Below are 25489 nucleotides of genomic sequence, written 5' to 3'. Positions count from 1 at the left end.
TTCTGTTCATACTGGAACTTCTTTTCGCCAGCCTGCACGGGAATTTCTACCACAACATTTTCGCCTTTCTGTACGTCAGAATAAAGGTTATAGCTTCGTCTGGCTAAGACCCTGCGGTTATTTTTATCTCTTTCAAAGACTGGCTCACTTTCGCCTGCAAATTCAAGAGTTCCAAAAGACTGTGCCATATCTGGCACGACATATTTCATTTCCATATTGTTTTACCTCGTTTCTTTCTATATTTGATAAATTGATTGATTGTAATTTCTTATTCTGGCAGTTCGGGAAATACCAGCAATCCCACAGATAGTAAAGAGTAAAATCAATGCTTACGCACCCTTGACTATCCGTGTTCTTGCTGGTTGTTGGCAGACAAGCCAGAATAAGCGGAAGCCTGCCGTTTGACCGTTTCGGCGGAGAGCGTGATTTTCCTTTCTTCATACCGTTACCGCCTTATGATTTCTTCATTTTACGGCGTTTGTAGAAGAAGATACCTGCCAGTCCAGCACCAGAAGTCAAAAGAAGTGCAAGCAGTCCGTAAAGGTTTGTGTTATCGCCCGTTTTGGGACTGTCGCTCGGTCTGCTCGGCTTTTCTGGTGTCTGCGGTGTTTCGGGTTTCTCTGGTTCTTCTGGGACTTCGGTTTTTTCCTTAAAGGTAATCGTCTGTCCCTTATCCTCAATATCCTTATGCTCGGTAACTTTCTTCGGCTCGTCTGGATTGCTCAAATCATATAATTCTTCAAAAGTTACAAGCTGTTTGCCGTCAAGGGAAGTAGCGTCAAAGGTAAAGGCAACTTCCACTTTCATAGTTTCGCTGTCAGCGATAAACGTATAATCACTTTCCACACGTTTTCCATTGATAAGAAGCTCTGCGTTTTCTTCTTTCAACATCTGCCAGCCCACAAGTTTGTACTGTGTACCGATTTCTAAGCCCTCTAAGGTTACGGTATCAATGATTGTAACGTCTTTTCCAGCTTCAATCTCTTTGTTGCCGTCCTTATCCGTAGCGGTAGTATGTATCTTGATGATACGTTCTGTGATAAGTACGGTCTGCCCGTCGTCCTCAATGTCTTTGTGTTCTGCAACTTTCACGGGTTCGTCTGGATTACTTAAATCATACAATTCTTCAAAGGTAACAAGGTTCTTGCCACCTAAAGCAGACGCATTGAATGTATAGGAAATTTTCACTTTCATTTCTTCATCATCAGCGACAAAGGTATAATCGTTTTCTACACGTTTCCCGTCAATAAGAAGTTCTGCGTTTTCTTCCTTTAACATCTGCCAGCCTTTGAGCTGATATTTTGTGCCTTTTGTAAGTCCGTCTAATTTGACCGTATCAACGATTGTTACCTCTTTTCCTGCAAGGATAGTCTTTTCGCCGTCTTTGCTGGTTGCTGTGGTATGGATAGAGATTTCTTTTTCGTATTCATCAGTTAAAGTCCCTAAATCAATCACAAGGTTATTTCTTGATACTACGATTTCAAAAGGTGGGATAAGTTCAAAGCCTTTGTTGCTATCGCAACGCATTTCTTCAATGATGTAGGTATCATAAGGTAACGCACCCTTGTTGTCGTCTGGTTCAGAAGTTCCAAACCACACACCGTCCTCGCTAGTCTTGCCTGCGTTGGTATTGTGCTTATGAGAAGCCCAGTCAGCAGAAGTGGAGAATTGCCCGTTATCATCAGTTACCACTACATGATTTTCGCCCGTCGTCTTGCTTGTGATCCTAAAAGGAACATCAGCAAGACGCTTGTGTGTGCCTGCACCGATTTTTACACCCTCAATATCTCCACGCTTAATCTGATTATAGATAGAATGGGCTTTTTCGGTTAAGTCCACGATTTTTCCATTTTCTGTGATTGTAAAATCAATCGGCTTTGCACCGTCAGTTAAGTAACCGTTGGGAGCTTCACTCTCAACGATACGGAATTTTCCATAAGGTAAGAGGTCAGAAGAAGTAGAAGCGACACCCTCAATATCGGTACGAATTGTCTTTACCACTTCATTTTTCTTGTATAACTTGCCCTCAACCAATACTGCATTATCATTTAAGGAAATGATGTCAAAGGCAGTATCTTTCAAAGTGGCACTTCCTTGTGGCTTTGTATCGCCCGTTTCTAAATCTCGTTTCTGAATTTTGACACCGCCACGGATAACCTTGTCTGATACGGAAAACTGGTTACTTCCAGATAATACGGCAAGGTCGCCGTCCTCGGTAATCTGTGTTACATATAAGCCTTTTATCTGTTCGGACTTATCGCCAGCCTGCATATATGCACCCTCTAACAAGTAGCCGTTTGGAGCTTTTGTTTCTTCTACGGTTAGTGTTCCAAGTGGAAGAACGGCTTTGCCGTCCTGCATATAGAAGCTGTCGCCAGATACTTTGTATGTGTCCGCTAATTTTGTGATGTAGTGGGTTGTTCCGTCGCTGTCTGTTTCAGCGGTTGTCTTTGTAACCCATGTACGAGTAGCTTCGGCAGGGAGATTGTCTTTATTGTAGAAGCCAGCATAATACTTCCATGTAAATTCCGCACCTGCTAAAGAAGCGTTCCCTTGCGGATTGTCTTTCTGTGTTTCCATATCAATCTTGAAAAGCTCAATCAAAGTGTCCGTTACTTTTGGCGTATCTGATACTTTCAAAATTGCTGTCTTTCCAACTTCAACCTTTAAGGAATATACAGTTTTATCCACTTTATATCCTGCTGGTGCGTATAATTCCTTGATATAGACTGTGCCTGCTTTTACCTCTGCAATATCTGTGTTTCCGTTTTCATCAGTCGTAAGGGTGGCAAGCTGTTTTGTGCAGTCTTTATCAGAAAAGACACCGTATGTTGCACCAGCGATTGAGTAATTCCCGTTACCGTCTGTGATGCTGGCATTACTGGAAACCTTTTGCAGTTTCGTATTTCCGACATTCAGTTTCGCCCAGAATTGTCCCAATTCCTGCCCCTCGCCAGAGTAGATATAACCGCCACATTCATAGCGTCCTTTATTTTCTTTGACAAAGGCTTTCGCACCAGAGAAAACTTCGTCCTGCGTAGCCTTTGGAATTTCATCATAAGAAGCTCGCACGTTATCACATTGCCAGCCAAGATGTACGCTCAATCTCTGCCAGACTACAAGCTGTCTTAAAAGATAAGCGTGATTTTTGCTTATTCCGCTGTGGCTGTCTGTGTACTGTTTTACATATTCGATAGATAAGGCAACGTCGCTTATCTGGTCGGCACTCATACGGGTGCTTACGTCAGCTCTGGTCTTGTAACCATTCTTAAAGTCTGTGTTGATGTCAATACAGTAAGCGTCCTCGCCCTCAACGGTCAAATGTCCCTCATTAAAGGTAGAACCAATTGAACCGTCATTCATTACTTTTTCAACGATACCGACACGCTCTTTTGACTCCGTCCAGTATTGCTTACTTTCTGCATGAACGGGTGTAGTCGGCAAAGCAGTAACGACAGTTGCAAGAGCTAAGAAGCCCGTACACAATCGTTTTAACATCTTTTTCATAAATCTAATGCTCCTTTCATTTTGGGTAATAAAATAGCCGTCCAATAAGAACGGCTGGAAATAGAAAAGGAACGTCATGTTAGGCATTCCATAGTCTATAAAATATTTAATTTTTTCTTGTTTCAATACTGATGTGTTGTACCATAATATCTTTGCATATCTAGGAAAACTTGCGTATCAAGGCTCATTCGTTAGTAGTAAATAAGTAGTAAATTGATGTGTTTGTTTCCTTGAAAATGCTGATAGATACTGTGTTTTAGCGGATAATCAGATTTTTATTGTGTTTTTTAATGAAAAATTCTATTTCTTCAGTTCCTATAGAACTGGAAGAAGCTGCAAGAATTGACGGTGCAGGAGTATTCAGAATTTTTGGTACAATTGTACTTCCATTGCTGAAGCCGATGATCGCTACAATCGTAATTTTAAATACTTTAAATGTATGGAACGATTTTATGGGACCGTTGTATTTTATACAGAAAAGAGAAAAAGATGTTATTTTGCAGGAAGTATATCGCAATATCGGTCAGTTTTCTACAGACTGGACTAGTCTGTTTCCAATGATGGTATTAGGTATATTGCCTCTGCTGGTTTTCTATATATTTATGCAGAAATATATTATCAGTGGTGTAATGGCGGGATCTGTAAAAGGATGATATATGGAGGATTAGGTATGGAATTTATTATTAAAGAGAATGAAAATCATCAGTTGGAAAGCATTGTAAACAAAAATGACAAATATAAAATGAACTGGGTTGCCCCAGGTGAAAAATGGGGAGAAATGTTTCTTCCAGACGGAATTACAGGTAGAATAGAAAGAACGGCATCTACAGAAGGAAAGATAACTGAAAAATATATTTTCGTTAACAATCGGAATTGGGAGTATTTCCCACAAAAAGGAGAAATTGGTATTGCAGTACCATTTTCGGATAATTATACGGCTGCTGAAATCTGTATGCGAGAGCGTTGTCATGCACACATCCGTTGTGGCGAAAGTCAGAGCTATATTGCCGGGATCAGAATGGGAGGAGAAAAACCAAATCTTGGGTTGGTTCTGAAAAAAGGAAAAATAGAAGATTACAGCATTATAAGAAATGAAAAAGAGCTCAGTAATGACCGTGGAACTATTATATTAAATCCGAAAATAAACAACTTAAAACCAGGAGAAAGAACTGTGATTCAATGGGATCTTTTCTGGTATGACAGTCAAAGGGAGTTTGAGGAAAAACTGCTTCATCAGGAAGGACAGCTGCTGATACAGTTGGAGCATGGAATTTATTTCGAGGGTGAAGATTTATGTTTTCACATAAAAGCAGATGAAGAAATATGGCGTGAAAAAGAAATCGAAGTTACTCTTGCAGGAGAAAAAATTTCAGCGGAAAAAACAGAAAATGGTAATTGTATAGATTACAAAGTTAAAATGGATTCTGTAAGTCAAGGAGAACAAGAGTTCTTGATAAAGTGTAAAGAATACAGTACATCCGCTATTATTTTGGTATTGCCAAAGATAGAGAAGCTTGCAGAAAAAAGATGCAGATTTATTGTTGAAAAACAGCAGTATTTTTGCAGTGGAAGCCTTTTGGATGGTGCATTTCTTACTTATGATAATGAAGATAAGCGATTGGTTTATGAAAAAGAATACGATCATAACGGTGGCAGGGAAAGAGTGGGAATGGGGGCACTTCTGGCGCTCTGGCTGCAGAAAAATAAAGATATGAAAGTGGAAAAAGCACTGCAGAAATATACCGAATACATATACAGAGAGCTCTACGACGAGAATACAGGTATTGTATACAATGATGCAGGAAGAGATAATACCTGGAACCGTTTGTACAATTATCCATGGCTCGCAATTTTTTTCATGGAAAGATACAGGTTGTATAATGAGGTTACTGATCTTAAAAATATGTATAAAATTATGAAATCTTATTATGCACAAGACGGAGCTTCATTCTATGCAATTGGAATCCCTATGCTGGAATCTGTGAAACTGTTGAAATCGGGTGGTATGGAAAGAGAGGCTGAGGAACTTCTGAGATATTATGAAATACATGGCGAAATGCTTATAAAAAACGGATTATGTTATCCACCGCATGAAGTAAAATATGAGCAGAGTATTGTTGCCCCAGCAGTAAATTATCTTTTTCAGTTATACGAACTTACAGGAAAAATATTATATCTGGAAGAAGGAAAGAAACAATTAGCTGTACTGGTACTGTTTAATGGACATCAGCCAGATTTTCATATGTATGAAAATGCGGTTCGTCATTGGGATGGATATTGGTTTGGAAAGTACAAAAACCTTGGAGATACATTTCCACATTACTGGAGTTCTTTAAGTGGTGTTGCTTTTCGGGAATATGAAAAAATAACCGGTGAGAGATCATATGGCGTAAAGGCGGAAAATTCATTGCGAGGTGTACTAAGTATGATAAATAGTGACGGAAGTGCAAGCTGCGCATATGTATATCCTTTTATGGTTAACAACGTAAGATGCCAGTATGCGGATCCATGGGCAAATGATCAGGACTGGGCATTGTACTACTACTTGAAAGAGGGCAAAAATTATGACTGAGTTAGAAAATAAAGGTGGCTTTACCTTGCCTGGTGAGGCTGGTTATGAAAAATTGACCTTAGAACTTGCAAAAAAATGGGGAGCAGATGTAATAAGGGATTCTGATGGGACAGAACTGTCTCCGGAGATAACGGAGGCAGGATATGGTATTTATTCTACTATTTGTATTATCCGCGGTCATAATCCCTGGGCTATGGAAAATTTGGATAAATTGCAGCAGACTTTTCTTGTCACAGAACCGAAAACTGCAGTTGAGCATTGTCTGGAACTAGAGCTTTTAAAAGAGTTTTTTCAGGAGCAGTTTAAAATTAATGACAGTGCAGAAGCTTTGGGTTACTGGCAGGTGTATGACCGCACAACTGACAAGGAAGTAAATAAAGAAAACTGGAGCTATGATAAGAAAAAAGGTATTGTCAGGATTGAAAACTGTGTATTATGGCACAAATATACAGTCAGCTTTCTGGCATATCGAATTTGGGAAGAAATTTCCATGTATAATCATATTACCAATAACTGGGCCAAAGAGCATCTTATACCGATAGATCCTGTATACGCTGAAACACAGGTTTATTTAATTAATTGGATGAAAGAATGGTGCGAAGAACATCCTGCAACTACAGTGGTTCGTTTTACCTCTATGTTTTATAATTTTGTCTGGATTTGGGGAAGCGATGCCAGAAAACGAAATTTATTTACAGACTGGGGCTCCTACGATTTTACAGTGAGTCCTCTTGCTTTACACAATTTTGAACAGAAATATGGATATGCACTTACCGCAGAGGATTTTGTGAATCAGGGGAAATATCAGGTAACCCATATGCCGCCAACAAAAGCAAAAAAAGACTGGATGGAATTTATTAATGATTTTGTAATTTCATTTGGAAAAAAACTAATAGATATTGTGCATGAATATGGAAAAAAGGCTTATGTATTTTACGATGACAGCTGGGTTGGAATTGAACCATATAATGACAGATTTTCTGAATTTGGGTTTGATGGGATTATTAAATGCGTATTTTCCGGGTATGAAGCACGTCTTTGTGCAGGTGTAGATACAAAAGTTCATGAACTCAGGCTTCATCCATATCTTTTCCCAGTGGGGCTTGGAGGAGCACCAACATTTACAGAAGGAGGAAATCCTACAAGGGATGCAATGCAGTATTGGAGAAATGTAAGGCGTGCATTGTTGCGTGAACCGATTCAAAGAATTGGATTAGGCGGATATTTACATCTTACGGAGAATTATCCGGATTTTTGCGATTACATTGAAAAAGTTGCAGATGAATTTCGCATGTTGAAGTCTTTCCATGAAAAAGGAAAGCCTTGGACATTGAAAACCAAAGTAGCGGTTTTACATTGTTGGGGAAAATTGCGTTCATGGACTTTGTCTGGACATTTTCATGAAACATATATGCATAATTTGATTCATATAAATGAGGCGCTTTCAGGTTTGCCTGTGGATGTTGATTTTATTGATTTTGAGACAGCCAGAAGCGGAGATTTATCCAGATACAAAGTCATTATTAATGCAGGAAAAGCGGGTGACGCATGGAGTGGCGGTGATAACTGGAAAGACGTGAAAGTTGTTGAGGCAATTACAAAGTGGGTATATGAAGGGGGCTGTTTTATTGGAATTGGCGAGCCATCAGCAACCAGTGGATATGATACGTTTTTCAGATTGGCACAGGTACTGGGCGTAGATGAAGATAATGGGGCAAGGGTATGTCATGGAAAATGGGAGTATGAAGTAAAAGCACCACAAAATCATATATTAGATATACTGGAATGGCCAGTAATGGAACATATATACCTGACAGATAAAAAAACAGAGGTATTGGCAGAGGCTGCAGGTGGGTATCCGGGTATTACCAGACACCAGTTTGGAAAAGGAAGTGGAATTTATATGACGGGATTTGCTTTTTCAGAGGAAAGTACCAGATTATTGTTGCAATTGATATTAGAGGCTGGACGGGAAGAACAGGCAGAATGCATTACAGATAATCTGCATGTGGAATGTGCCTATTATCCAGACGCACAAAAATTAGTTGTTATTAATAATTCAGGAGAGAAACAAACAACAAAGATTGTATGTGAAGGAGCCGTTTGGAGCATGCAGCTTGAAGGATATGAAACGAGGCTACAGAATATATGTGGGATGGGAAACAAAAGGCAGTAACATTTAGCTATGATGATGGAGTTTGCTAGGACAGGAGACTGGTAGCCATGTTCAACTATTATCATGTAAAAGCAACATTCAATATAAACAGTGGAATGCAGAAGGATTAAAAGAATTGTATAAGGGTCATGAAATCGCGGTTCATACATTGACTCATCAAGATTTAACAAAGCTTGATAAAGACACTGTATATAATGAAGTTTTCCTGGATAAACAAAATCTGGAACGGATGTTTGGCTGCCAGATTACCGGTATGGCGTATCCTTATGGAACATATAATGATGAAGTGGTTCAGATACTGAAAAAATGTAAAATTCAATATGCACGGTCAGTTGTGTCTTCCGGAGCATTTAAATTACAAAAGAATTTATTGATATTTAAACCAACTTGTCATCATGCTGACGAAAATATATGGGAACTTCTGGAGAAATTTTTAAAAGAAAAAAGTGAAGAAAAGCAGTTATTTTACATATGGGGACACAGCTATGAGTTTGATGTAAATAATAACTGGAAACGAATGGAAGAAATTTTAGACAGATTAATTGGACATAATAATATCTTTTATGGAACAAACAGGGAAGTGCTTCTTCCCTGTTAATAGAAAACAAAAATCAGACTAGCATTTTATCCAGACATTCTACAATCAGTCTGACATTCTTCAGCGCACCTAAAGTGTCGCCTTTTTGCTCCAGGGAGTGGTTGCAGCCCTCGAAAATCCCGCCGGTTTTATCGGGGAAGTTTCTTGCAGCAGCGCGTATCTTGGACTCCGGCATGTATGGATCAGCGGTTCCGGCGAAGAAGAGCCCGTTGATATCGGAGAGATAACGGAGGGTAGAAGGAATTGGAGTCATAAGAAATTGATGGACTTTTCCCTTCAGCTGCAGGGCTGTTTCAAGCTGGCAGGCAATTGTGGTGCCGATGCTTTTGGAAATAAAAATTATATCATCGTATTCAGAAAAAGGAACGTTTTCCAACTGGGGAAGCGTTCTTTTTATTGCCAGTTTTATGATAGGTTCCAGTTCGGCAGGAGTGCGGCCGTGGAAGGTATGAATGTCCTGACCATAGTCAAGGCGGATGATTTCATAACCACGTTCAGCAGCCATGGAAGCAGTATAATAGAGAAGGGGCTTGGTGCAGGTATAACCGACACCTGGGAAAATGATGGCAAGTTTTTTCATGTGGGTACCTCGCTTGAAATCGTAAATTGAGTTATATTGAGAAATAAAATGTAATCTGAAAGTGGTTATTGCGTCCACTTAGTTCTTGTATTTATTAAAGTATGATCCGATCAGCGTCTGTTTGAATTCATATAAGATATGAGCGTCAAAAGACCCTTTGATATAGCATCATTATATACTTCTTTCACAAAAATTGTAAAGAAATGACGGTAAGAAATATGGTGAATTATCTGTGAAGATATGCTAAAATCGTTACTGTTCAATGAAATAAGAAATAGCTTGAAATTATTAGTGATTCAAAAGCAAATTACGAGGAGTGACATTATGAAATTATTGATTGTACGCCATGGTGACCCGGATTATGATATAGATTCCCTTACAGAAAAAGGCTGGAAAGAGGTGGAGTATCTTTCACAGAAGCTTTCCAAATTAGATGTAAAAGCTTTCTATGTATCCCCCCTTGGAAGAGCGAAGGATACTGCGGCTCCGACCTTGAAAAAGATGGGAAGAACAGCTACAGAGTGTGAATGGCTGAAGGAATTTCCCTGTCAGATCTGGCGCCCGGATGTGAAAGATAAGAAGATTATTGCATGGGACTGGCTGCCGCAGGACTGGATGGCAGACGAGCGTTTTTTCCAGTATGACCACTGGTTTGAGAATGAGGCTATGCAGGAAGGTCATGTGAAAGAAGAGTATGACCGTGTGATCGGGGAGTTCGACAAGCTTCTCGTGAAGCATGGATATGAGAGGAAAGGTCACTATTATAAAGTAAATGAAGAGAATAATGACACGATTATTTTCTTCTGTCATTTTGGATTGGAGTGTGTACTTCTCAGCCATCTGCTGAATATCTCTCCGATGGTACTTTGGCATGGCTGCGTGGCTGCCCCATCCTCGGTGACAACTTTGATCACAGAAGAACGCCGTCAGGGAATAGCAGCTTTCCGCATGAGCTCCTTCGGCGATATTTCCCACCTTTATGCCAATAACGAACCACCAGCATTCGCTGCAAGATTTTGCGAGGCATATGGAAATGAGGAACAGAGACACGACTGACATTGTGCATTGAGAAGCGTGTTGTTGTGAAGGGCGTGAACAGTAATCTTCATAGTATTAATGGATGGTAAGAGTTATGTTCTGACTTTCAGAAGATAATGAAACGTTATGATCTGAAAACAGGACACAATGGGAAGAACAGGGATGGAATTTTGATGCCAGTTACGAATTAGTTATTTTCATTTTAGAAATTTTAGAAAAAAATTATAATTTGGACAAATGCTTTTCACAATTATGCGATATGATATATACATCTTAAGAGAAAGAACTCTTAAGAAAAACTCTTTCCTTTCCCTAAAAATGTATAAATAAACCACCGTCTGTTGGCAAGAACGCTGACTGGGCGGTGGTTTTACGTTGTGGGAAAATGTGCGAAAGGTGAACTTGAGCACGCGGAAAATCCTGGCTGGACAAGTCCGGAAATATTGTCTATAGTAAATAGGAAACATATATGAGAAGGGGTGGGAATAGGCTCGTGCTTCATGTATGTTTGAATGCCGTAGTGGCTTTACTGCTGAGTGCGGTGAAGAATTAGACAGTAATATCAGTGATTGGCGATATTCATTTTTATAGACAATGGAGGTACTTATGCAGTCATCAAATCAGCTGCAGGACATGCTTCATTCCATCAATCGGAAGAGCTATCCTGCCTATAAATCCCTGAAAGGGGCATATCAGTTTAACAAATATGTTTTGTCAATTGATCATGTACAGGGCGATCCATTTGCGTCACCGTCCCATATCAGTGTGAAAATTTTTCACAGAGAAGCTGGATTTCCAGCGGAATATTATAAAGATAAACTGACCAGAATTACTCTGGCAGACTATCTTACCAGACGGTTTGAACAGCAGGTGAACCGCTATACTTTTCGGGCAAAAGGCTCTGGAAAAAGCGGACTTATTTCTGTGACCAGATGCGGTCAGGAGGTGCTGGAGCGAACGGCCTGTGAGATTACAGAGCAGGGGATTACCATCCGGTTTTTTGTAGGATTTCCGGCAAATGGACGTACTATAAATGCGGGAGAACTGGAGAAAATATTCTTTGAATTTCTGCCGGTTTGTGTGGAAAAAGCATTTGTATACAGAAATTTAAGTGGAAAAGATCTGGAGAATACTATTTTCCTGGCAGAAGATCAGGCGTATATCAGGGAAGAATTAAAGAAGCGTTTCCTGGTTGCTTTTGTAAATGACGGCGCGATTCTGCCAAGAGAGAGCGGTATTTCATCTAAGCCGATGAAAGGGAGCGTGACATTTTCTTCGCCGGAAAGTCTTCGGGTGACTATGGCGCTTCCCCATAAGGGAAAAATAACCGGAATGGGAATACCTAAGGGAATCACGTTGATCGTTGGTGGTGGTTATCACGGCAAATCTACCCTTCTGAATGCGTTGGAACTGGGCGTGTATAACCACATTCAGGGAGATGGAAGAGAGTATGTGATTACGGATCCTACAGCCCAGAAGCTGCGCTCTGAGGATGGCAGATTTGTGAAAGATGTGGATATTTCCCTGTTTATAAATGACCTTCCCAATAAAAAAGATACCACCTGTTTTTCTACGGAAGATGCCAGCGGAAGTACTTCCCAGGCCGCAGGAATCGTGGAGGGAATAGAGGCAGGAAGCAAGGTGTTTCTGCTGGATGAAGATACATCTGCTACTAATTTTATGGTGCGAGATGCCTTTATGCAGCATGTGATCAGCCGGGAAAAAGAGCCGATCACCCCATTTCTGGAACGTGCCCGGGATCTGTATGAAAAGGAGGAAATTTCCACAATTCTGGTTGCCGGAAGCTCCGGGGCTTTTTTCCATATTGCAGATACCGTGATCCAGATGGACAATTATATGCCGGTAGATATCACGGCAAAAGTCCGGGAACTTTGCAGGGATTATCCTTTAAATGAGAATACGGCAGCTGGATTTAAAGCACCACAAAGCCATCGCATCATGTCAAAAAATACGCCGTTGAACGGTTCCAAGAAGGATTATTACGGTCATTTTAAGGTGCAGGATAAGCCGGAAAGGCTGAAAGTAAAGGTACATGGCAGAGATGGTTTTTCCATTGGAAAACAGGAAGTGGATCTGCGATATGTGGAACAGCTGATCGACAGTGAGCAGACAGGAGCTTTAGGTGCGTTGCTGAAATATGCAGTGGAAAAGCTGATTGATGGGAAAAGAACACTGCCGGAAATTGTGGAGCTGCTTTGCAATAAACTGGAAAAAGAAGGGCTGTCTTTTTTGTCAGAAGGCTATACTTCCTGCGGATATGCAGTGCCAAGACGACAGGAAATATATGCATGCTTTAACCGATACAGGAGACCCTGAATCGGATTTGCCCATATCCCAAAAGGCAGTGCAAAGTATTGGACTGCGTGGCAAGAGAGCAGAGAAATTTTCAGGGATAAAGGTGCGATTACGAGTCAGGCCGCAAACAGTAATAAAGAGTAAAAGATTTGTGCAGGAAAACCTATTTGCCGGTAGCTTTTTACCTAGTTATACGCTATAATGAATTTTGGATGAGGAAAACACAGGGATTATTTTCCCTGTGTAAAATGAAAACAGGAGAAAGGTGGATATAGATTATGGAACGTCCAAACGCATGGCTCACATATTCAGATGCTGATATGCAGGATCTGGAAACTGTGGCAAAGAAATATCGTCATTTCTTAAATGTAGGAAAGACAGAACGTGAATGTATCACACAGATTGTGAAAGAGGCTGAGGAAGCAGGCTATGTTTCCCTTGAAGAAAAGGTGAAAAATGGCGAAGCTCTGAAAGCAGGAGATAAAGTTTACCAGGTTGGAATGCAGAAGATCATTGCCCTGTACCATATTGGAGAGGATGATCTGGCACAGGGGATGAATATCCTTTGTGCGCACATTGATTCTCCGAGACTGGATATTAAGCAGAATCCGTTATATGAGGATACGGATCTGGCTTATCTTGACACTCATTACTACGGTGGAGTGAAGAAATATCAGTGGGTTGCTCTTCCAATGGCAATGCATGGCGTAATTGTGAAGAAGGATGGCACTGTTGTAAATGTAACCGTCGGCGAGGATGAGGACGATCCGGTTGTTTACATCACAGACCTTTTGATTCATCTTGCAGGACAGCAGATGGCGAAGAAGGCTTCCGAGGCTGTTGAGGGCGAGAAGCTGGATATCCTGATTGGAAGCCAGCCGCTGAAGGATCTTCCGGATGACAAGAAGAAAGAGGCTGTTAAGGAGAATGTACTTCGTATTTTGAATGAGAAATACGGTGTGGAAGAGGAAGATTTCCTTTCCGCAGAGCTTGAGATCGTTCCCGCTGGCAAGGCTCGTGACTGTGGTCTTGATCGCAGCATGATCGCTGGTTATGGACAGGATGACAGAGTTTGCGCATATACTTCCCTTCTGGCTCTTCTTGAGATGGAAGCACCGAAGCGTACAAGCTGCTGTCTCCTTGTTGATAAGGAAGAGATCGGAAGCGTGGGAGCAACAGGTATGCAGTCTCACTTCTTTGAGAACAGCGTAGCTGAGGTTCTGGATGCAATGGGACAGTATTCAGATCTCAGACTGAGAAAGGCTCTGAAGAATTCCAGCATGCTCTCCTCAGATGTAAGTGCCGGCTATGATCCTGCATTTGCAGAAGCTTTTGAGAAAAAGAACTCTGCTTATCTTGGAAGAGGTATCGTTCTCAACAAGTTTACAGGTGCCCGTGGAAAATCCGGCTCCAATGATGCCAATGCAGAGTATGTGGCAAGAGTCCGCAGGATTTTTGACGACCATAAGGTTTGCTTCCAGACTGCTGAGCTTGGTAAGGTTGACGTTGGCGGCGGCGGAACCATCGCTTTTATCGCAGCTCTTTATGGTATGGAAGTAATTGACAGCGGTGTTTCTGTTCTCAGTATGCATGCACCGTGGGAGGTTACCAGCAAGGCGGATGTTTACGAGGCGAAGAAGGCTTATAAGGCGTTCCTTCTGGATGCGTAAGTAAGAGCTAAAGAAAATTGGAAACGAGACAAAACACGCTCTGCGAGTTTTGATTCGTTATCGCAGCAGTCGCTAAGGTTTCATGCAAGCATGGACTTTGGCTTGTTGATTGTGTAAATTATAAAAATTATCGGGCAGACTTTATATGTCTGTCCGTAATTTTTATAGAAAAAATGTTAGATCCTTTTGAAATGTGTTTTTGAAAATTCTATTAAATGAGGAGAGTTGGATTATGTTGAAAAAACAGGCACCGGGAGAGACCATCCTGAAGGTGGGAGGAATGCTCCTGCTTTTTCTTGGCGTTCTGCTGGCATTTGGAAGTGGAAACAATCTTTCCCTGGTTATGAAGGGTAGCAGTGACAGCGCAGTTGTAGAATATCTGAATCAGAACGGTATGACTTACAGCCAGCTGGTGGCAAGCAATGTGATGGTTCTGGTGGCAGGAGTGATCTACCTGGCAGCTGGCGTGGTTGGAGTGAAACAGGCTGGTAAGGTGGAGAATGCAGGCCTTTGTGTGGGAATGGGAGGCCTTCTTATTGCAGAGGTTGTGGCAGAAGTGATTGTTACTATGATCTTCGGGGATTTCGATCCGGCTTCCGTGATCCGAATGCTGATGTTCCCGGCTATTTATATGATTGGCGCAGTGCTGAACTGGCAGGCGAAGAAAGCCAGGAGATAGGGAGGCACCGTCATGCTGGAAGAAGTTAGAGAGCTCTGATAGAGTTTTTAAAATAGTACCAATCGTGCAAAAAATACCTACAAAAAATATTTAAAAAAAATTTCAAAAAGGTGTTGACAAAACCACAGGTATCGTGTAGAATATCCATTGTTGTGAGGGACAAATACTTCACAAGTAATAAATGTGTGTTTAGCTCAGCTGGATAGAGCGTTTGGCTACGGACCAAAAGGCCGGGGGTTCGAATCCTCTAACACACGTATTTAAGAAGAACCGGAAACCTAGAGAAATCAAGGGTTTCCGGTTTTTTATATCTTTTTGAAAGAGCCATTTTGTGGTGATAAGTCATTTTTGACAAAATTTGAAGGATGATATAATAGAATTGGGCGCTATATCCAAAGGTGATATAGCGCCCTAAAATGTGACTTAATTTGAATGTATTAATAGGATATCCAAAGTATTGTTAAAATTAAGATTTTGAAATAATTTTTCTTCCTTGGAACTGCAAAAAACAGATGGATTTACAATATTGTTTTCCTTACAGAAATCCATTGCTGCTATGCATAGCATTTGCGCAATTCCTTTTTTACGAAATACCGGCTCCACATAGAGGTCGGACAAGATTCCTGCTTCAGAACAGATGGAAGAAGAGAAATATCTTGTTATACTGCACATCCCAACAGCCCGGTAGCCACGTTTGGCAAGGAAAAATGTGGTTTCACCGTTTTGTATTGCGGCAGTAAGCTTGCTGTACATTTCTTCCGTTAAAGCAGGAACTCCGACTTCAGCTCGAAAACCATTTTCCAGTTTTTGAAGCTGCCAGTCTTCAGAATCAGTGAGGATTTCCACTGAGATTGGGGCTCTCTCCTTTGGGGGAAAGAGCATTAGGGGATCACCCCACTGGTCAGAACCATTTTGGACAAACCCAATGCTTTGCCAGAAATGTTTTCGGCGAACGTTGTCGCTATAGTTCAGCTCTGCATAAAATGCCCCTTTTTTTCAGCCCATTTCAGAAGTGCTCTGGCACATTCTTTTCCCATACCATTTCCACGGAATTCAGGGTAAACGCAAAAGTCCATAATAAAACATTTTCCATCTTCGCTTGTGTAAATCACAGGCATTGCAAAACCTACATTTTGTTCATTCTGATAAAAAAGCAGGTAGTAGCAACGATCTTGTGGCCTTTTGTGAATTATCTCCATATGTTGTCGATATTCGACCCCGAGGAAATGATTTTGCTCTCCGTCTACAGAATCAGGAAAAATATCACGTTTGTAGTAATTGTAAAGTTGCTCCCAGAAAGCAGCGATTTCGATTTCTGTGATTGCTTCACGGACAGTAATTCGATTTTCCATTTTATTTCCTCCAGAATTTATTCGGAGGGTTAGGCTTAGGAAGTGTGAACCCTCCACACACGATTCATTTTCATAAAAAAGTCCCCCTTTCGTAAGCGTATTTTGTATTCATACACTGATTGCAGTGTTGATACCAATTATTTCTTTATAAAAGAAGTATAGGCGATAGCTTGTATTTTGGCAATCAGGAATTTATATTAATGATTCTATAAAAGAACAATCCTAACAAAAATTGCTTTTCAAACCAACTGGGATGATGATATAATAAAACTGACAAAAGGAACTATTTTGGAATTTTAAATAATATTATAACTATGGTACAGTAATTCCATCAAAGGAGTGACGCTGAATGATTGATATATATACAGAAAAAAAAGAGTCAAAAGATTGGATCATTCAAAATGATTTATATTTTAATTTGAATACCGGAAATGAAGAAATGACCCAAAATGAGAAAGAACTTATTCAGCAAGTGGATGATGCCAAACTAACTTCAGATAAGCACATCGAAACAAAGTATGGATTGGGTACCATTCGTAATTTATCTTCTGGATGTAAGACGTTGCTCAATATTGTAAAACATCCAGATAAAGTGGTCTGTGTAGAAGAATGCGGGCCGAATGTCCTTAAAATCATTTTTGCAATGGACAACATAAAAATTTATATGTCCAGACCATCACTGGCTGATATTCCGGATAGTGCAAAGTTCAGATTCAATGATTCGGATGTAGTAACTGGCAGTAAAGGGTATAATGCTTGGTGGAGCAGGGAGTATGAAAGGAGAGAAACTGATGATTTATAAAAATATTACGTTTAAAGCGGCTCCTTTTTCCTATGATTTAGTATTTGATGACAGAATTACTCTTGTTGGTGGAGATAGTGGAACCGGCAAAACAGTTCTCTATGAAATGCTGGAAGATTTAAGGTTTACTGATGAGTATAAAAGAATTAAATTATTTAATTATAAATCGGATAATCTTTTGGAGACGCTTAAACAGTGCCGTGGTAATTTTATTGTAATTGACAATGCAGATATTTTGCTTAATGATGAAATCCGAAGATTTATCAATTTTGAATTTTCAAATCAATATATGCTGTTTTCAAGAAATTGTGATGGTCTTAATGTATCAGATAAGAGTTTCAAGATTTTGAAGGTTGAGGGAAATCGGATAACGCTGGAAGAGGAACTGTGATATGAAATACTTATGGACTGAGGATACCGGCGCAGGACTTCATTTCTGGAAATTGGTTAATCAACTTTTCTTTGAAAATGCTCTTGTAGTTGAAAGCAAGGAAAGTAATCAGGGCATTCTGAATGCAGTATCAGATTTAAGACCAGAAGAGGAAGATAAGTATTATATTGAATTTGATTATGTAGTTGATAATCAGGATATCCGTAATAAATATCGTTTGTTGAAATCCATAGCAGAAAAATCAAATGGAAGAATAATAATTCTGGATATGATCTGTTTTGAATATTTGATTCTCGCATTTGATTATCTGGTTCCATGGACTGGTTCTGGAAAGAAGGATAAAATCAGGATTCGTGAAGCTGTTTTGTCGGCAATTGAGGATCATAGAATCAATTTGAGCAAGATTGATGATGAAAAGACGCTGCAGTATCTGGCTGGCTTTAAGAGATATTCTACAGAGCGGGTAATGAAATCACTGGTAGGTGAGTTTACGCAAAATGAGAAGTGGTCTGTTAAAGGGGCACTCATGGGGGAATGCTGGTATAAAAATTGCTGTATATCAGAACATCCGAATAATCTTCGTTGCGGTAAACCTGAGACTGAGGATGGTAATGAGAAAATGAGAATGTTGATTTGTTCAGAAGAAATTCAAAAATTATTGAACGAATTAATTAGGTGAAATGGAAAGGGGGAGAAGCGAATGTTCACAGCATTTAATTCAGAAAGCCTATGGATTGGTACAGACTTGAAAAGATTTAATGAGATCCGAGATGTTTTGGATAGAGAAAACATTAAGTATAAGTACAAAGTAAAAGACCAGCTGGGAGAATGGACAGGCAGCGGAACGCTCAGGGGACGTGTGGGAAGTGCAGGAAATCCAGCGGAGCAGGCCAAGCAGTATGAAATCCTTGTGGATAAGAAAAATCTGGAGCAGGCACGTTTTGTGCTTCAGAAATAATATTATACTTTTTATAAGACACCAAAACCTTAGAGAATGTTCAAAAAGGATTTGGTGTCTTTTTTATGCAGCAAAAATAGAAATAAATTTTATATAATTTTCAGGGTATGCAACGGACGCAAAAATTTTACGTGATATATAGTGAAAAAGGAATGAAGTAACTACAAAAGAGAAAACTGGAAAATATTGTTTACAGCTTATAGCTGAAAAAATTATGGAGATGAGGTAGGATGAATATGATGAAACGAAAACTGTTATTGATTGGAGTATCAGTAAGCATGCTGATTGGTGCAGTTTCAGTAGCTGCCAGTTCTGGAGTTGAATTGCATGAATTTTTCAATGCAAAGGGAGAACGGGTAATGTATCCATATCCATTAGGTACATTTAAGGAAAATCACGATTTGAGTATTGAGGGACCGCAGGATCAAGTATCAATAGGGCAGATTATTGAAACTGAAGACGGTAAAGAACGAGTAATTGCCGTAGATGGACAAGGCAGCTATGTGACAGAGGTATTGGATCAGGAAGGAAAATAAAAAATTCTCTTTTTGCGACCAATTGTAATAAAATACGTGATATAAAGTGAAAAAGAAAGGAGGGCACAGGATGGATGATTCACAGATCATTAACTTGTATTTTGCCAGAGATGAAAATGCAATTATAGAGACAAAAAACAAATATCAGAATATGTGTTATAGGATTGCACAGAATATTTTGTATAACAGGGAAGACTCCGAGGAGTGTGTAAATGATACATGGCTTTTTACATGGAATAACATTCCGCCCAGGAGACCATCTGTTTTTTCTTCCTTTGTTTCTAAAATAACAAGAAATACAGCGATAGACCGCTATCGCAAAAGAAATGCGCAGAAACGAGTGGATTCCCATATGGAGGATATTGCAGGAGAGGTGGAAAAGATTGGAAATGCAATTTCTTCTGACATTGAGGACTACCTGAAAAAGAAGGAACTTGTAAAGTTGTTTGACTTCTTTTTAGGGAAGCTTTCCGAACGTGACCGGGATATCTTTATAAGGCGTTATTGGTATATGGATCCTATAAAAAAGATAGCGGACCGACATGCCTGTGGGGAAAGCAAGATCAAGTCAATTTTGGCTCGCAGTAGGAAAAAACTTTATGGTTTGTTAAAGGAGGCTGGCTATGAAGGAGAGTAAAGGGTGGGAATTTTTAACTGCGTTTGAGGAGATCGATGAGAAATACATCTATCAGGCGGCTAAACCATGGAAAGAAAATAAAATCGTAATAGTCCAGCATTACATAAGGGGGGTGGCCGCCTGCATCCTATTAGTGGCAGTCATTGGCGTTGGTCTTATTCATCAGAAAAAGGTGGAAGCAGCCTGGTATAAAATGACCTCCCTTATTGGGCGGATTTTAGGAATTGAGAAGGGCACAGATGAATATGTGAAAGCAATCCAAAAGACAATTGAAAAAAATGGGATTGCGGTTTCTTTGGAGGAGGTTGCTGCGGATGAAAAAAGTCTCTGGGTTGCATATTCTCTGACAGACGAAAATGACGAAAATGATATTTCCATGAACAGTGTCCAGGCAGCCGTTGATGGGGAGGCATTAGCGTTAGAAAGGCAATATGCGCTTAATAACAGCACAGGATCAGAAAAAACAGCTTCTAAATACTTTGTAGCGAAGTTTAATCGAAGTAAAGCTGATCGTTCCCAGAAATTTGAAATTGAAATAGGAACGTTTCAAAATGAAAATGGGCAGGTTGAAGAGAAGGATGCGTATGAATTTTCATTTACAGCAGATCCAGAAGTTTTGGAAGCGGATACAAAGGAGATTGACATTCAAACCTCCATACCAATTGAGAAAAATCAGACGTTTTTGCTTTCAGAAATGAAATATAATATCTTCGGGTGTACTATTTCAGGATCATTTTCTGATATGGCAGAAGATGATGAATTCTGGATTCGAGGGAAAGACGACTTAGGAAATGAATATGTTTTTGATCTCACTTCCTATGAAAAACCGAATTTGATCTTTGAATTAGAAAATCTTGAAATTCCAAATCATGCAAAACAATTAACTTTGCAGCTTTATCATTTTTCAGGAACTGCAGGAGAAATCGTTTCCTACGAACAGAAGGAATCGGAAGATGCATATATAGAAGAAATCGGAACCGTATATGGCGAAAACCAGGCACCGGAAGATCTGGCGGTTCCGGTAGGTGAGAGTATTACGGTTGATTTACAAAAGTAAATTGGGCACATTTTTGCGGACGAATCACAAGAAACCTCTGTATTGACCGCCTGCGGAAAAAGCGGAAGCATTGAGAAATCAGTGGTTCCGTTTTTTCCGCAGGGGCGATTTTATACCAAAAATCATTTTGTAATTTACATGCCACTTTGCGGTAGATTTCACTTGAATTCGGGTATTGTAGGCTGGTATGAGAAAATTGTAAATACATGGACAGTTTTGGTTTATGTTATAATATCTCAAACTTTGATTCTAAAGTTCACTTCAAGGTACATTCTGTGCCATTTGCATACTCAAGGGGAAGAGGAAGCGTAAAGGGAAAAGAAAAATATAATGCCGTGGCAGAAGTACGCGGCGGTTAAACACGGAGGAAGATATGTGCGGTATCTGTGGATTTACCGGTCACAGGAATGACCAGAAGGCTGTGATCGAGAGAATGATGAAATCCATTGAACATAGAGGGCCAGACAGTGAAGGCTCTTTTTGTGGTGGCGAGATTACCCTTGGGTTTAGAAGGCTCAGTATTATTGACCTGGAGGATGGACAGCAGCCAATGGAAAGTGCAGATGGGAATCTGCAGATTGTTTTTAACGGAGAGATTTATGATTATAAAGAACTGCGGGCCGAATTAGAGGCAGCTGGCATTTCTTTTCGCACCCATTCAGATACGGAAGTGCTGGTGAATACCATTCAGAAGTACGGGGAAAAGGCCTTGGACAAGCTGCGGGGAATGTTCGGATTTGCTGTGTGGAATGAGAAGGAGCAGACTTTGATGCTGGCAAGGGACTTCTTTGGAATCAAGCCGGTGTATTATGCGCAGATCGACGGGCATTTCGTATTTGCATCTGAGATCAAGAGCATTCTGGCGTTTCCAGGGTATAAGAGAGAAGTGAACAGACTGGCGTTGGAGCAGTATCTGTCCTTTCAATATTCAGCACTGGAAGAGACCTTTTTTAAAGGAATTTATAAGCTGATGCCGGGGCATGTGCTTATTTATAGAGATGGAAAATATGAAATAAAATCGTATTTTAAAGCCAGACTTACACTCGGTCAATGGGAAGAAAGTCAAGAGAATTCAAATGTTGGGACTCGCAGGGATGAAAATGTCAATGAGTTAAAAGAAAACAATCCAGACATGCAGCCGCTTCAGGCCAGGCTTGAAACCATCCTGGACGATTCCGTAAAGCACCACATGTTAAGCGATGTGGAGGTTGGCGCATTTCTGTCCGGCGGTGTGGATTCTGGCTATTTGGCAGCAGCTTCCGGAGCAGACCAGGCCTTTACTGTAGGCTTTGACGAAGGCAATCGCTACAATGAGGTGGAAAAAGCTGCCCAGGTTGCGAAAGCAGCAGGCCTTAGGCACCATGTAAAAATCATTTCCAAAGAAGAATTCTGGAATTCCCTTCCAGACGTCATGTACCATATGGATGAACCTTCAGGAGATGCATCCGCAGTTGCCCTTTATTTTCTGGCACAGGAAGCTGCGAAGCATGTGAAAGTAGTGCTTTCCGGCGAGGGCGCGGATGAGCTTTTCGGTGGATATAACATTTACCGGGAGCCGGAAGCTCTGAAAATGGTTGGCTGGATCCCATTTGGAATCAGAAGGGCTGTGGGCCGGCTGGCAGCGAAACTGCCAGATGTGAAAGGCAGGGACTTCCTGATACGCGCAGGAAAGAAAGTAGAAGAACGATTTATCGGAAATGCATATATTTATGGTGAAAAAGAGAAAAATCAGATTTTAAAAGGAGGCGTGACAGGGCAGACAACCCAGGAATTCCTGAAGCCGTTTTATAAAGAAATTGAAAATGACCGTTTCCTTGAAAAGACAGACAGAACTAAGCACACACATAAAGTGTGCCGTATAGAAAAGAAAAGTGGAAGGGATGGATTGGGGAAATCTCACCTTCAGGATATGGAGAAAATGCAGTCCGTAGACCTCAATTACTGGCTTCCCGGCGATATCCTCCAGAAAGCGGACAAGATGAGTATGGCTCATTCCCTGGAAGTGCGGGTGCCGTTTCTGGACAAGGATGTATGGACGCTTGCAGCTGGGCTGCCTAAGGAAGCTAAGATTGCTGATGGTACAACGAAGGATATTTTCCGAAAGGCGGTCTCGAAGTATATCCCTCAGGATACTGACGGAAGGAAGAAGCTGGGATTTCCAATCCCCATCCGTGTGTGGCTGCGCCAGGACGACTGGTATCAGATGGTGAAAGAATTGTTCACATCAAAAGAAGCTGAAGAATTTTTCCATACAGAAAAATTGCTCCAGCTTCTGAGAGAACATAAAGAAGGGAAAAAGGACAACAGCCGCAAGATCTGGACAGTTCTTGCTTTCCTGATCTGGCATCATACATTTTTTTACAAGGAAAGTTCTGAACGTCAGCTGCAAAGTAACTGACTTTCCTATATGGTGATGTCGCCAGAGGTCCCCTGTCCGTTTAGAAATCCTTCCGCTCTGCTTTTCTGGACTTTTTCACAGAATACATTTTCTCATCTGCCAGATTGATATAATCATTCAAGGGCAGATCCGGATCATCGGCAATTACCCATCCGATGCTTGCCTCAATGGGGAAGCCCATACGGCTATTGGCAGAAAACACTTCCAGAGAATCCAGAAGGGTATGAGCCAGCTCCTGTATTTTCTGTTTATTATAATCAGGAATCACGCATACGAATTCATCTCCTCCATAGCGTATGGAAACGGACTCTGCCGGACAGTGCTGCCGCAGGACGGAAGCAATGCTGCTGATAGCAAGATTTCCCATATCATGCCCAAAGGTGTCATTGATATATTTCAGGTGATCTGCATCCACAAACATGATTCCAACTGGCTGATTTTCCTGCATGCACTGATGGAAAAGAGGCATGGCAAGCTTCTCGTAAGCCATCCGGTTGTAGAGTCCGGTGAGAGAATCGTGGATGTAAAGCTGAGAAAGCTGTTTATTCATTTTACGCAGGGTAAGTCTTGCATACAGAGCTTCCATGGAAGTCTGGAGTGCATTTAAGGTTTCGAACAGGAACTGATGCTCCAGAAGATAATCACAATTGGTGATGATCAGAAAGCCAATCTCCCGTTCACGAAAATGCAGAGGACAGAACTGGTAAATATTTTGTCCTCTGGTTGCTTCTGCCTGTGGAAGTAAAAGAATTTCTTTCAGATTAAGGTGAAGCCGGTTCGTACCATCCAGGGGCGGGTAAACCAGTGCCATCTCCTTAGGGTATCCTTCTGTCTGATAAGTATCCTCCGGAAGCTCAGGCAGTGTATCCATATTTTCGCTCATAAAGATATCCGGGTTCAAAAACAGATAAATATTTCCGCAACCATGCTTTGTCAGCCAGTTCTGCATACGTCCTGCAAGCTCTGTGTATCCTGCACAGTCCAGGAGAACACGGTTCAGATCCATCATCCAGTTTTGCATATCGCTCTGACGTGCTTCTGCAACGATGCGCTTGATTACATACTCTCCACGGTCAGGTGGATTCTGGGAAACGCAACCGCAGCTTTCCTGAAAAACGTAGGTGAAAGGTGCGTATATATAAGTTTCCTCTGCATTTCCATTCCAGATTTTTTCCAGCATTAAAAGGGCATTTTCCATGATATCGGCTTTGGAGAAGCCTACCGTGGTAATTCTGGGCTCATAATAGGAAGCTTTGTCTTCGTTGTCAAAACCGGTTACCAGAAAATCCCCGGGAATAGAATATCTGGCTTCCTTGGCGGCCAGACAGACGCCTACAGCTGTATTGTCGTTGACACAGACAAAGGCATCTGGAAGCAGGTTTTTCTCTTTAAATGTGGAAAATGCCTGGATTCCGGTTTCAATTTCATAATTATGATGGATCACGCGCTGCTCCTCGAAAGGAATCCCATGGCGAAGAAGGGCATCCCTGTAAGCTTTGAAACGGAGCTGATTTTCCCTGTTAAATTCTGGCCCGCCGATGAAATTTAAGGTACGGCATCCATGCTCTGTGATCAGGTGCTCAACAATCCGGCTAATGGCTTCGTAGTTGTCAATTCCGGAATGGTACAGTCCTGGAATCTGCTCAAGAAGAGAAATTGCTGGGATGCTGCTGAGCTTCGCGCGTTCAATTATCTCTGCAATCAGGTCTGGCTGGGACACGGTGGCAAGATCCAGAAGGATGCCGTCAAATTCTGAAAAATCCGGAAGCCGTGCAATGTTATATTCTCCTGCATTATGCTTCTCATCCATACTGAAATTCCCAAAGCTCTGAAAAATATATAAATCCATATCTGACTGGTGGGCAGCCATGTAATTTCGATATCCCTGAATCCAGGTATAGGTTACATAACGTCCCCAGCCATCTGTAATAAGTGCTATTTTTTTCATGCAAAAATCTCCCGAATAACAGATTTCACAATGTTGTGAAAAACTATAAACATTGTGAATATTATATCGAATTTTTTATGGAAATGCCACATTTTCTGTGAAAAAATATGTAAAAAATTAAGAAGAAAAATTTGGTAAAGGTGATTTTTAATAAAATAATTTTCGAAAAAGCGAAAATGCAGATGTTGAGAATTATTCTCAATTCCCCTCCTTTTCATAACCGGATAAAAGAGGTATGATAAATATAAGTTAGCATAAACTAACAAAAGACGGA

The 25489-nt window shown here is 40.8% G+C and carries 22 protein-coding genes and 1 tRNA gene; 17 read left to right on the top strand and 6 right to left on the bottom strand.

What is annotated here, in order from left to right:
• A partial coding sequence (locus tag I2D69_RS15820) for a DUF961 family protein (RefSeq protein WP_195380217.1) occupies positions 1-215 on the bottom strand: 215 nt, incomplete at its 3' end.
• 238 nt (positions 216-453) lie between these two features.
• A complete protein-coding gene (locus I2D69_RS15815; RefSeq protein WP_106642436.1) occupies positions 454-3507 on the bottom strand; it encodes an SrtB-anchored collagen-binding adhesin in 3054 nt (1017 codons plus the stop codon).
• 278 nt (positions 3508-3785) lie between these two features.
• On the opposite strand from I2D69_RS15815, the gene I2D69_RS15810 reads away from it, so the two are divergent.
• From I2D69_RS15810 to I2D69_RS15795, 4 genes are read left to right on the top strand one after another with little or no spacing between them, the layout of a single operon-like run.
• Positions 3786-4160, top strand: a complete 375-nt coding sequence (locus I2D69_RS15810) for a carbohydrate ABC transporter permease (protein ID WP_330643660.1) — start codon at positions 3786-3788, stop codon at positions 4158-4160.
• A gap of 17 nt (positions 4161-4177) precedes the next feature.
• Positions 4178-6079 (top strand): hypothetical protein, encoded by a 1902-nt coding sequence (locus I2D69_RS15805; protein WP_195380215.1) that lies wholly within the window; start codon positions 4178-4180, stop codon positions 6077-6079.
• Positions 6072-8255, top strand: a complete 2184-nt coding sequence (gene gnpA, locus I2D69_RS15800; protein WP_195380214.1) for a 1,3-beta-galactosyl-N-acetylhexosamine phosphorylase — start codon at positions 6072-6074, stop codon at positions 8253-8255. Before I2D69_RS15805 ends, gnpA begins: the two co-directional genes overlap by 8 nt.
• Before the next feature lie 22 nt (positions 8256-8277).
• Complete coding sequence (locus I2D69_RS15795; RefSeq protein WP_195380213.1) at positions 8278-8853, top strand: polysaccharide deacetylase family protein; 576 nt, start codon at positions 8278-8280, stop codon at positions 8851-8853.
• A gap of 13 nt (positions 8854-8866) precedes the next feature.
• Here I2D69_RS15795 and I2D69_RS15790 read toward each other — a convergent pair whose 3' ends face one another.
• Positions 8867-9433 (bottom strand): hypothetical protein, encoded by a 567-nt coding sequence (locus tag I2D69_RS15790; RefSeq protein WP_173719150.1) that lies wholly within the window; start codon positions 9431-9433, stop codon positions 8867-8869.
• Between the two features lie 324 nt (positions 9434-9757).
• Between I2D69_RS15790 and I2D69_RS15785 the strand changes: the two genes are divergently transcribed.
• The 5 genes from I2D69_RS15785 to I2D69_RS15765 all read left to right on the top strand — a co-directional run bounded on the left by I2D69_RS15785 (position 9758) and on the right by I2D69_RS15765 (position 15393).
• Positions 9758-10489: a histidine phosphatase family protein gene (locus I2D69_RS15785; RefSeq protein ID WP_195380212.1), complete on the top strand. Its 732-nt coding sequence runs from the start codon at positions 9758-9760 to the stop codon at positions 10487-10489.
• Positions 10490-11077: 588 nt separating this feature from the next.
• Positions 11078-12808, top strand: a complete 1731-nt coding sequence (locus I2D69_RS15780; protein WP_195380211.1) for an ABC-ATPase domain-containing protein — start codon at positions 11078-11080, stop codon at positions 12806-12808.
• 257 nt (positions 12809-13065) lie between these two features.
• The gene (locus tag I2D69_RS15775; RefSeq protein WP_173774126.1) at positions 13066-14457 is read left to right on the top strand and encodes an aminopeptidase; all 1392 of its coding nucleotides are present in this window, start codon (positions 13066-13068) and stop codon (positions 14455-14457) included.
• A gap of 232 nt (positions 14458-14689) precedes the next feature.
• Positions 14690-15136: a hypothetical protein gene (locus tag I2D69_RS15770; RefSeq protein ID WP_173734946.1), complete on the top strand. Its 447-nt coding sequence runs from the start codon at positions 14690-14692 to the stop codon at positions 15134-15136.
• Between the two features lie 183 nt (positions 15137-15319).
• Positions 15320-15393 (top strand) — tRNA-Arg (locus I2D69_RS15765).
• Positions 15394-15559: 166 nt separating this feature from the next.
• On the opposite strand, the gene I2D69_RS15760 is transcribed toward I2D69_RS15765, so the two are convergent.
• Both I2D69_RS15760 and I2D69_RS15755 read right to left on the bottom strand, forming a co-directional pair.
• Positions 15560-15982: a GNAT family N-acetyltransferase gene (locus tag I2D69_RS15760; RefSeq protein ID WP_173774125.1), complete on the bottom strand. Its 423-nt coding sequence runs from the start codon at positions 15980-15982 to the stop codon at positions 15560-15562.
• 122 nt (positions 15983-16104) lie between these two features.
• Entirely contained in the window at positions 16105-16488 is a 384-nt protein-coding gene (locus I2D69_RS15755) for a GNAT family N-acetyltransferase (RefSeq protein ID WP_173774124.1), read from the bottom strand.
• A 349-nt stretch (positions 16489-16837) separates the two neighbouring features.
• Between I2D69_RS15755 and I2D69_RS15750 the strand changes: the two genes are divergently transcribed.
• The 8 genes from I2D69_RS15750 to asnB all read left to right on the top strand — a co-directional run bounded on the left by I2D69_RS15750 (position 16838) and on the right by asnB (position 23267).
• The gene (locus I2D69_RS15750) at positions 16838-17290 is read left to right on the top strand and encodes a DUF4869 domain-containing protein (protein WP_173716986.1); all 453 of its coding nucleotides are present in this window, start codon (positions 16838-16840) and stop codon (positions 17288-17290) included.
• On the top strand, positions 17280-17681 hold the full coding sequence (locus tag I2D69_RS15745) for an ATPase (protein ID WP_148461800.1): 402 nt from the start codon (positions 17280-17282) through the stop codon (positions 17679-17681). Before I2D69_RS15750 ends, I2D69_RS15745 begins: the two co-directional genes overlap by 11 nt.
• 1 nt (position 17682) lies before the next feature.
• Positions 17683-18360, top strand: coding sequence for a hypothetical protein (locus I2D69_RS15740; protein ID WP_173774123.1), 678 nt, complete (start codon positions 17683-17685; stop codon positions 18358-18360).
• Between the two features lie 21 nt (positions 18361-18381).
• Positions 18382-18639: a hypothetical protein gene (locus I2D69_RS15735; RefSeq protein WP_148461798.1), complete on the top strand. Its 258-nt coding sequence runs from the start codon at positions 18382-18384 to the stop codon at positions 18637-18639.
• 230 nt (positions 18640-18869) lie between these two features.
• Positions 18870-19175 carry a hypothetical protein gene (locus tag I2D69_RS15730; RefSeq protein WP_148461797.1) on the top strand — a complete coding sequence of 102 codons (306 nt, stop codon included), beginning with the start codon at positions 18870-18872 and terminating at the stop codon, positions 19173-19175.
• Positions 19176-19245: 70 nt separating this feature from the next.
• Complete coding sequence (locus tag I2D69_RS15725; RefSeq protein WP_173734944.1) at positions 19246-19812, top strand: RNA polymerase sigma factor; 567 nt, start codon at positions 19246-19248, stop codon at positions 19810-19812.
• Positions 19799-20869, top strand: coding sequence for a DUF4179 domain-containing protein (locus I2D69_RS15720; RefSeq protein WP_173734943.1), 1071 nt, complete (start codon positions 19799-19801; stop codon positions 20867-20869). Before I2D69_RS15725 ends, I2D69_RS15720 begins: the two co-directional genes overlap by 14 nt.
• Positions 20870-21242: 373 nt before the next feature.
• Positions 21243-23267: an asparagine synthase (glutamine-hydrolyzing) gene (gene asnB / locus I2D69_RS15715; protein ID WP_173716982.1), complete on the top strand. Its 2025-nt coding sequence runs from the start codon at positions 21243-21245 to the stop codon at positions 23265-23267.
• 40 nt (positions 23268-23307) lie between these two features.
• Here asnB and I2D69_RS15710 read toward each other — a convergent pair whose 3' ends face one another.
• Positions 23308-25215, bottom strand: coding sequence for a GGDEF domain-containing protein (locus I2D69_RS15710; RefSeq protein WP_195380210.1), 1908 nt, complete (start codon positions 25213-25215; stop codon positions 23308-23310).
• Between the last annotated feature and the right edge of the window lie 274 nt (positions 25216-25489).

Origin of the sequence: Ruminococcus sp. D54t1_190329_F1, assembly GCF_015551645.1 — a bacterium.
Lineage (GTDB): Bacteria > Bacillota > Clostridia > Lachnospirales > Lachnospiraceae > Blautia_A > Blautia_A faecis.
This window is presented reverse-complemented; position numbering and strand designations above follow the sequence as displayed.

Coding starts and splice junctions, on each gene's coding strand:
- I2D69_RS15815 (WP_106642436.1), bottom strand. CDS start 3,507: ATGAAAAAGATGTTAAAACGATTGTGTACGGGCTTCTTAGCTCTTGCA.
- I2D69_RS15805 (WP_195380215.1), top strand. CDS start 4,178: ATGGAATTTATTATTAAAGAGAATGAAAATCATCAGTTGGAAAGCATT.
- gnpA (WP_195380214.1), top strand. CDS start 6,072: ATGACTGAGTTAGAAAATAAAGGTGGCTTTACCTTGCCTGGTGAGGCT.
- I2D69_RS15790 (WP_173719150.1), bottom strand. CDS start 9,433: ATGAAAAAACTTGCCATCATTTTCCCAGGTGTCGGTTATACCTGCACC.
- I2D69_RS15785 (WP_195380212.1), top strand. CDS start 9,758: ATGAAATTATTGATTGTACGCCATGGTGACCCGGATTATGATATAGAT.
- I2D69_RS15780 (WP_195380211.1), top strand. CDS start 11,078: ATGCAGTCATCAAATCAGCTGCAGGACATGCTTCATTCCATCAATCGG.
- I2D69_RS15775 (WP_173774126.1), top strand. CDS start 13,066: ATGGAACGTCCAAACGCATGGCTCACATATTCAGATGCTGATATGCAG.
- I2D69_RS15770 (WP_173734946.1), top strand. CDS start 14,690: ATGTTGAAAAAACAGGCACCGGGAGAGACCATCCTGAAGGTGGGAGGA.
- I2D69_RS15755 (WP_173774124.1), bottom strand. CDS start 16,488: ATGGAAAATCGAATTACTGTCCGTGAAGCAATCACAGAAATCGAAATC.
- I2D69_RS15750 (WP_173716986.1), top strand. CDS start 16,838: ATGATTGATATATATACAGAAAAAAAAGAGTCAAAAGATTGGATCATT.
- I2D69_RS15745 (WP_148461800.1), top strand. CDS start 17,280: ATGATTTATAAAAATATTACGTTTAAAGCGGCTCCTTTTTCCTATGAT.
- I2D69_RS15740 (WP_173774123.1), top strand. CDS start 17,683: ATGAAATACTTATGGACTGAGGATACCGGCGCAGGACTTCATTTCTGG.
- I2D69_RS15735 (WP_148461798.1), top strand. CDS start 18,382: ATGTTCACAGCATTTAATTCAGAAAGCCTATGGATTGGTACAGACTTG.
- I2D69_RS15730 (WP_148461797.1), top strand. CDS start 18,870: ATGAATATGATGAAACGAAAACTGTTATTGATTGGAGTATCAGTAAGC.
- I2D69_RS15725 (WP_173734944.1), top strand. CDS start 19,246: ATGGATGATTCACAGATCATTAACTTGTATTTTGCCAGAGATGAAAAT.
- I2D69_RS15720 (WP_173734943.1), top strand. CDS start 19,799: ATGAAGGAGAGTAAAGGGTGGGAATTTTTAACTGCGTTTGAGGAGATC.
- asnB (WP_173716982.1), top strand. CDS start 21,243: ATGTGCGGTATCTGTGGATTTACCGGTCACAGGAATGACCAGAAGGCT.
- I2D69_RS15710 (WP_195380210.1), bottom strand. CDS start 25,215: ATGAAAAAAATAGCACTTATTACAGATGGCTGGGGACGTTATGTAACC.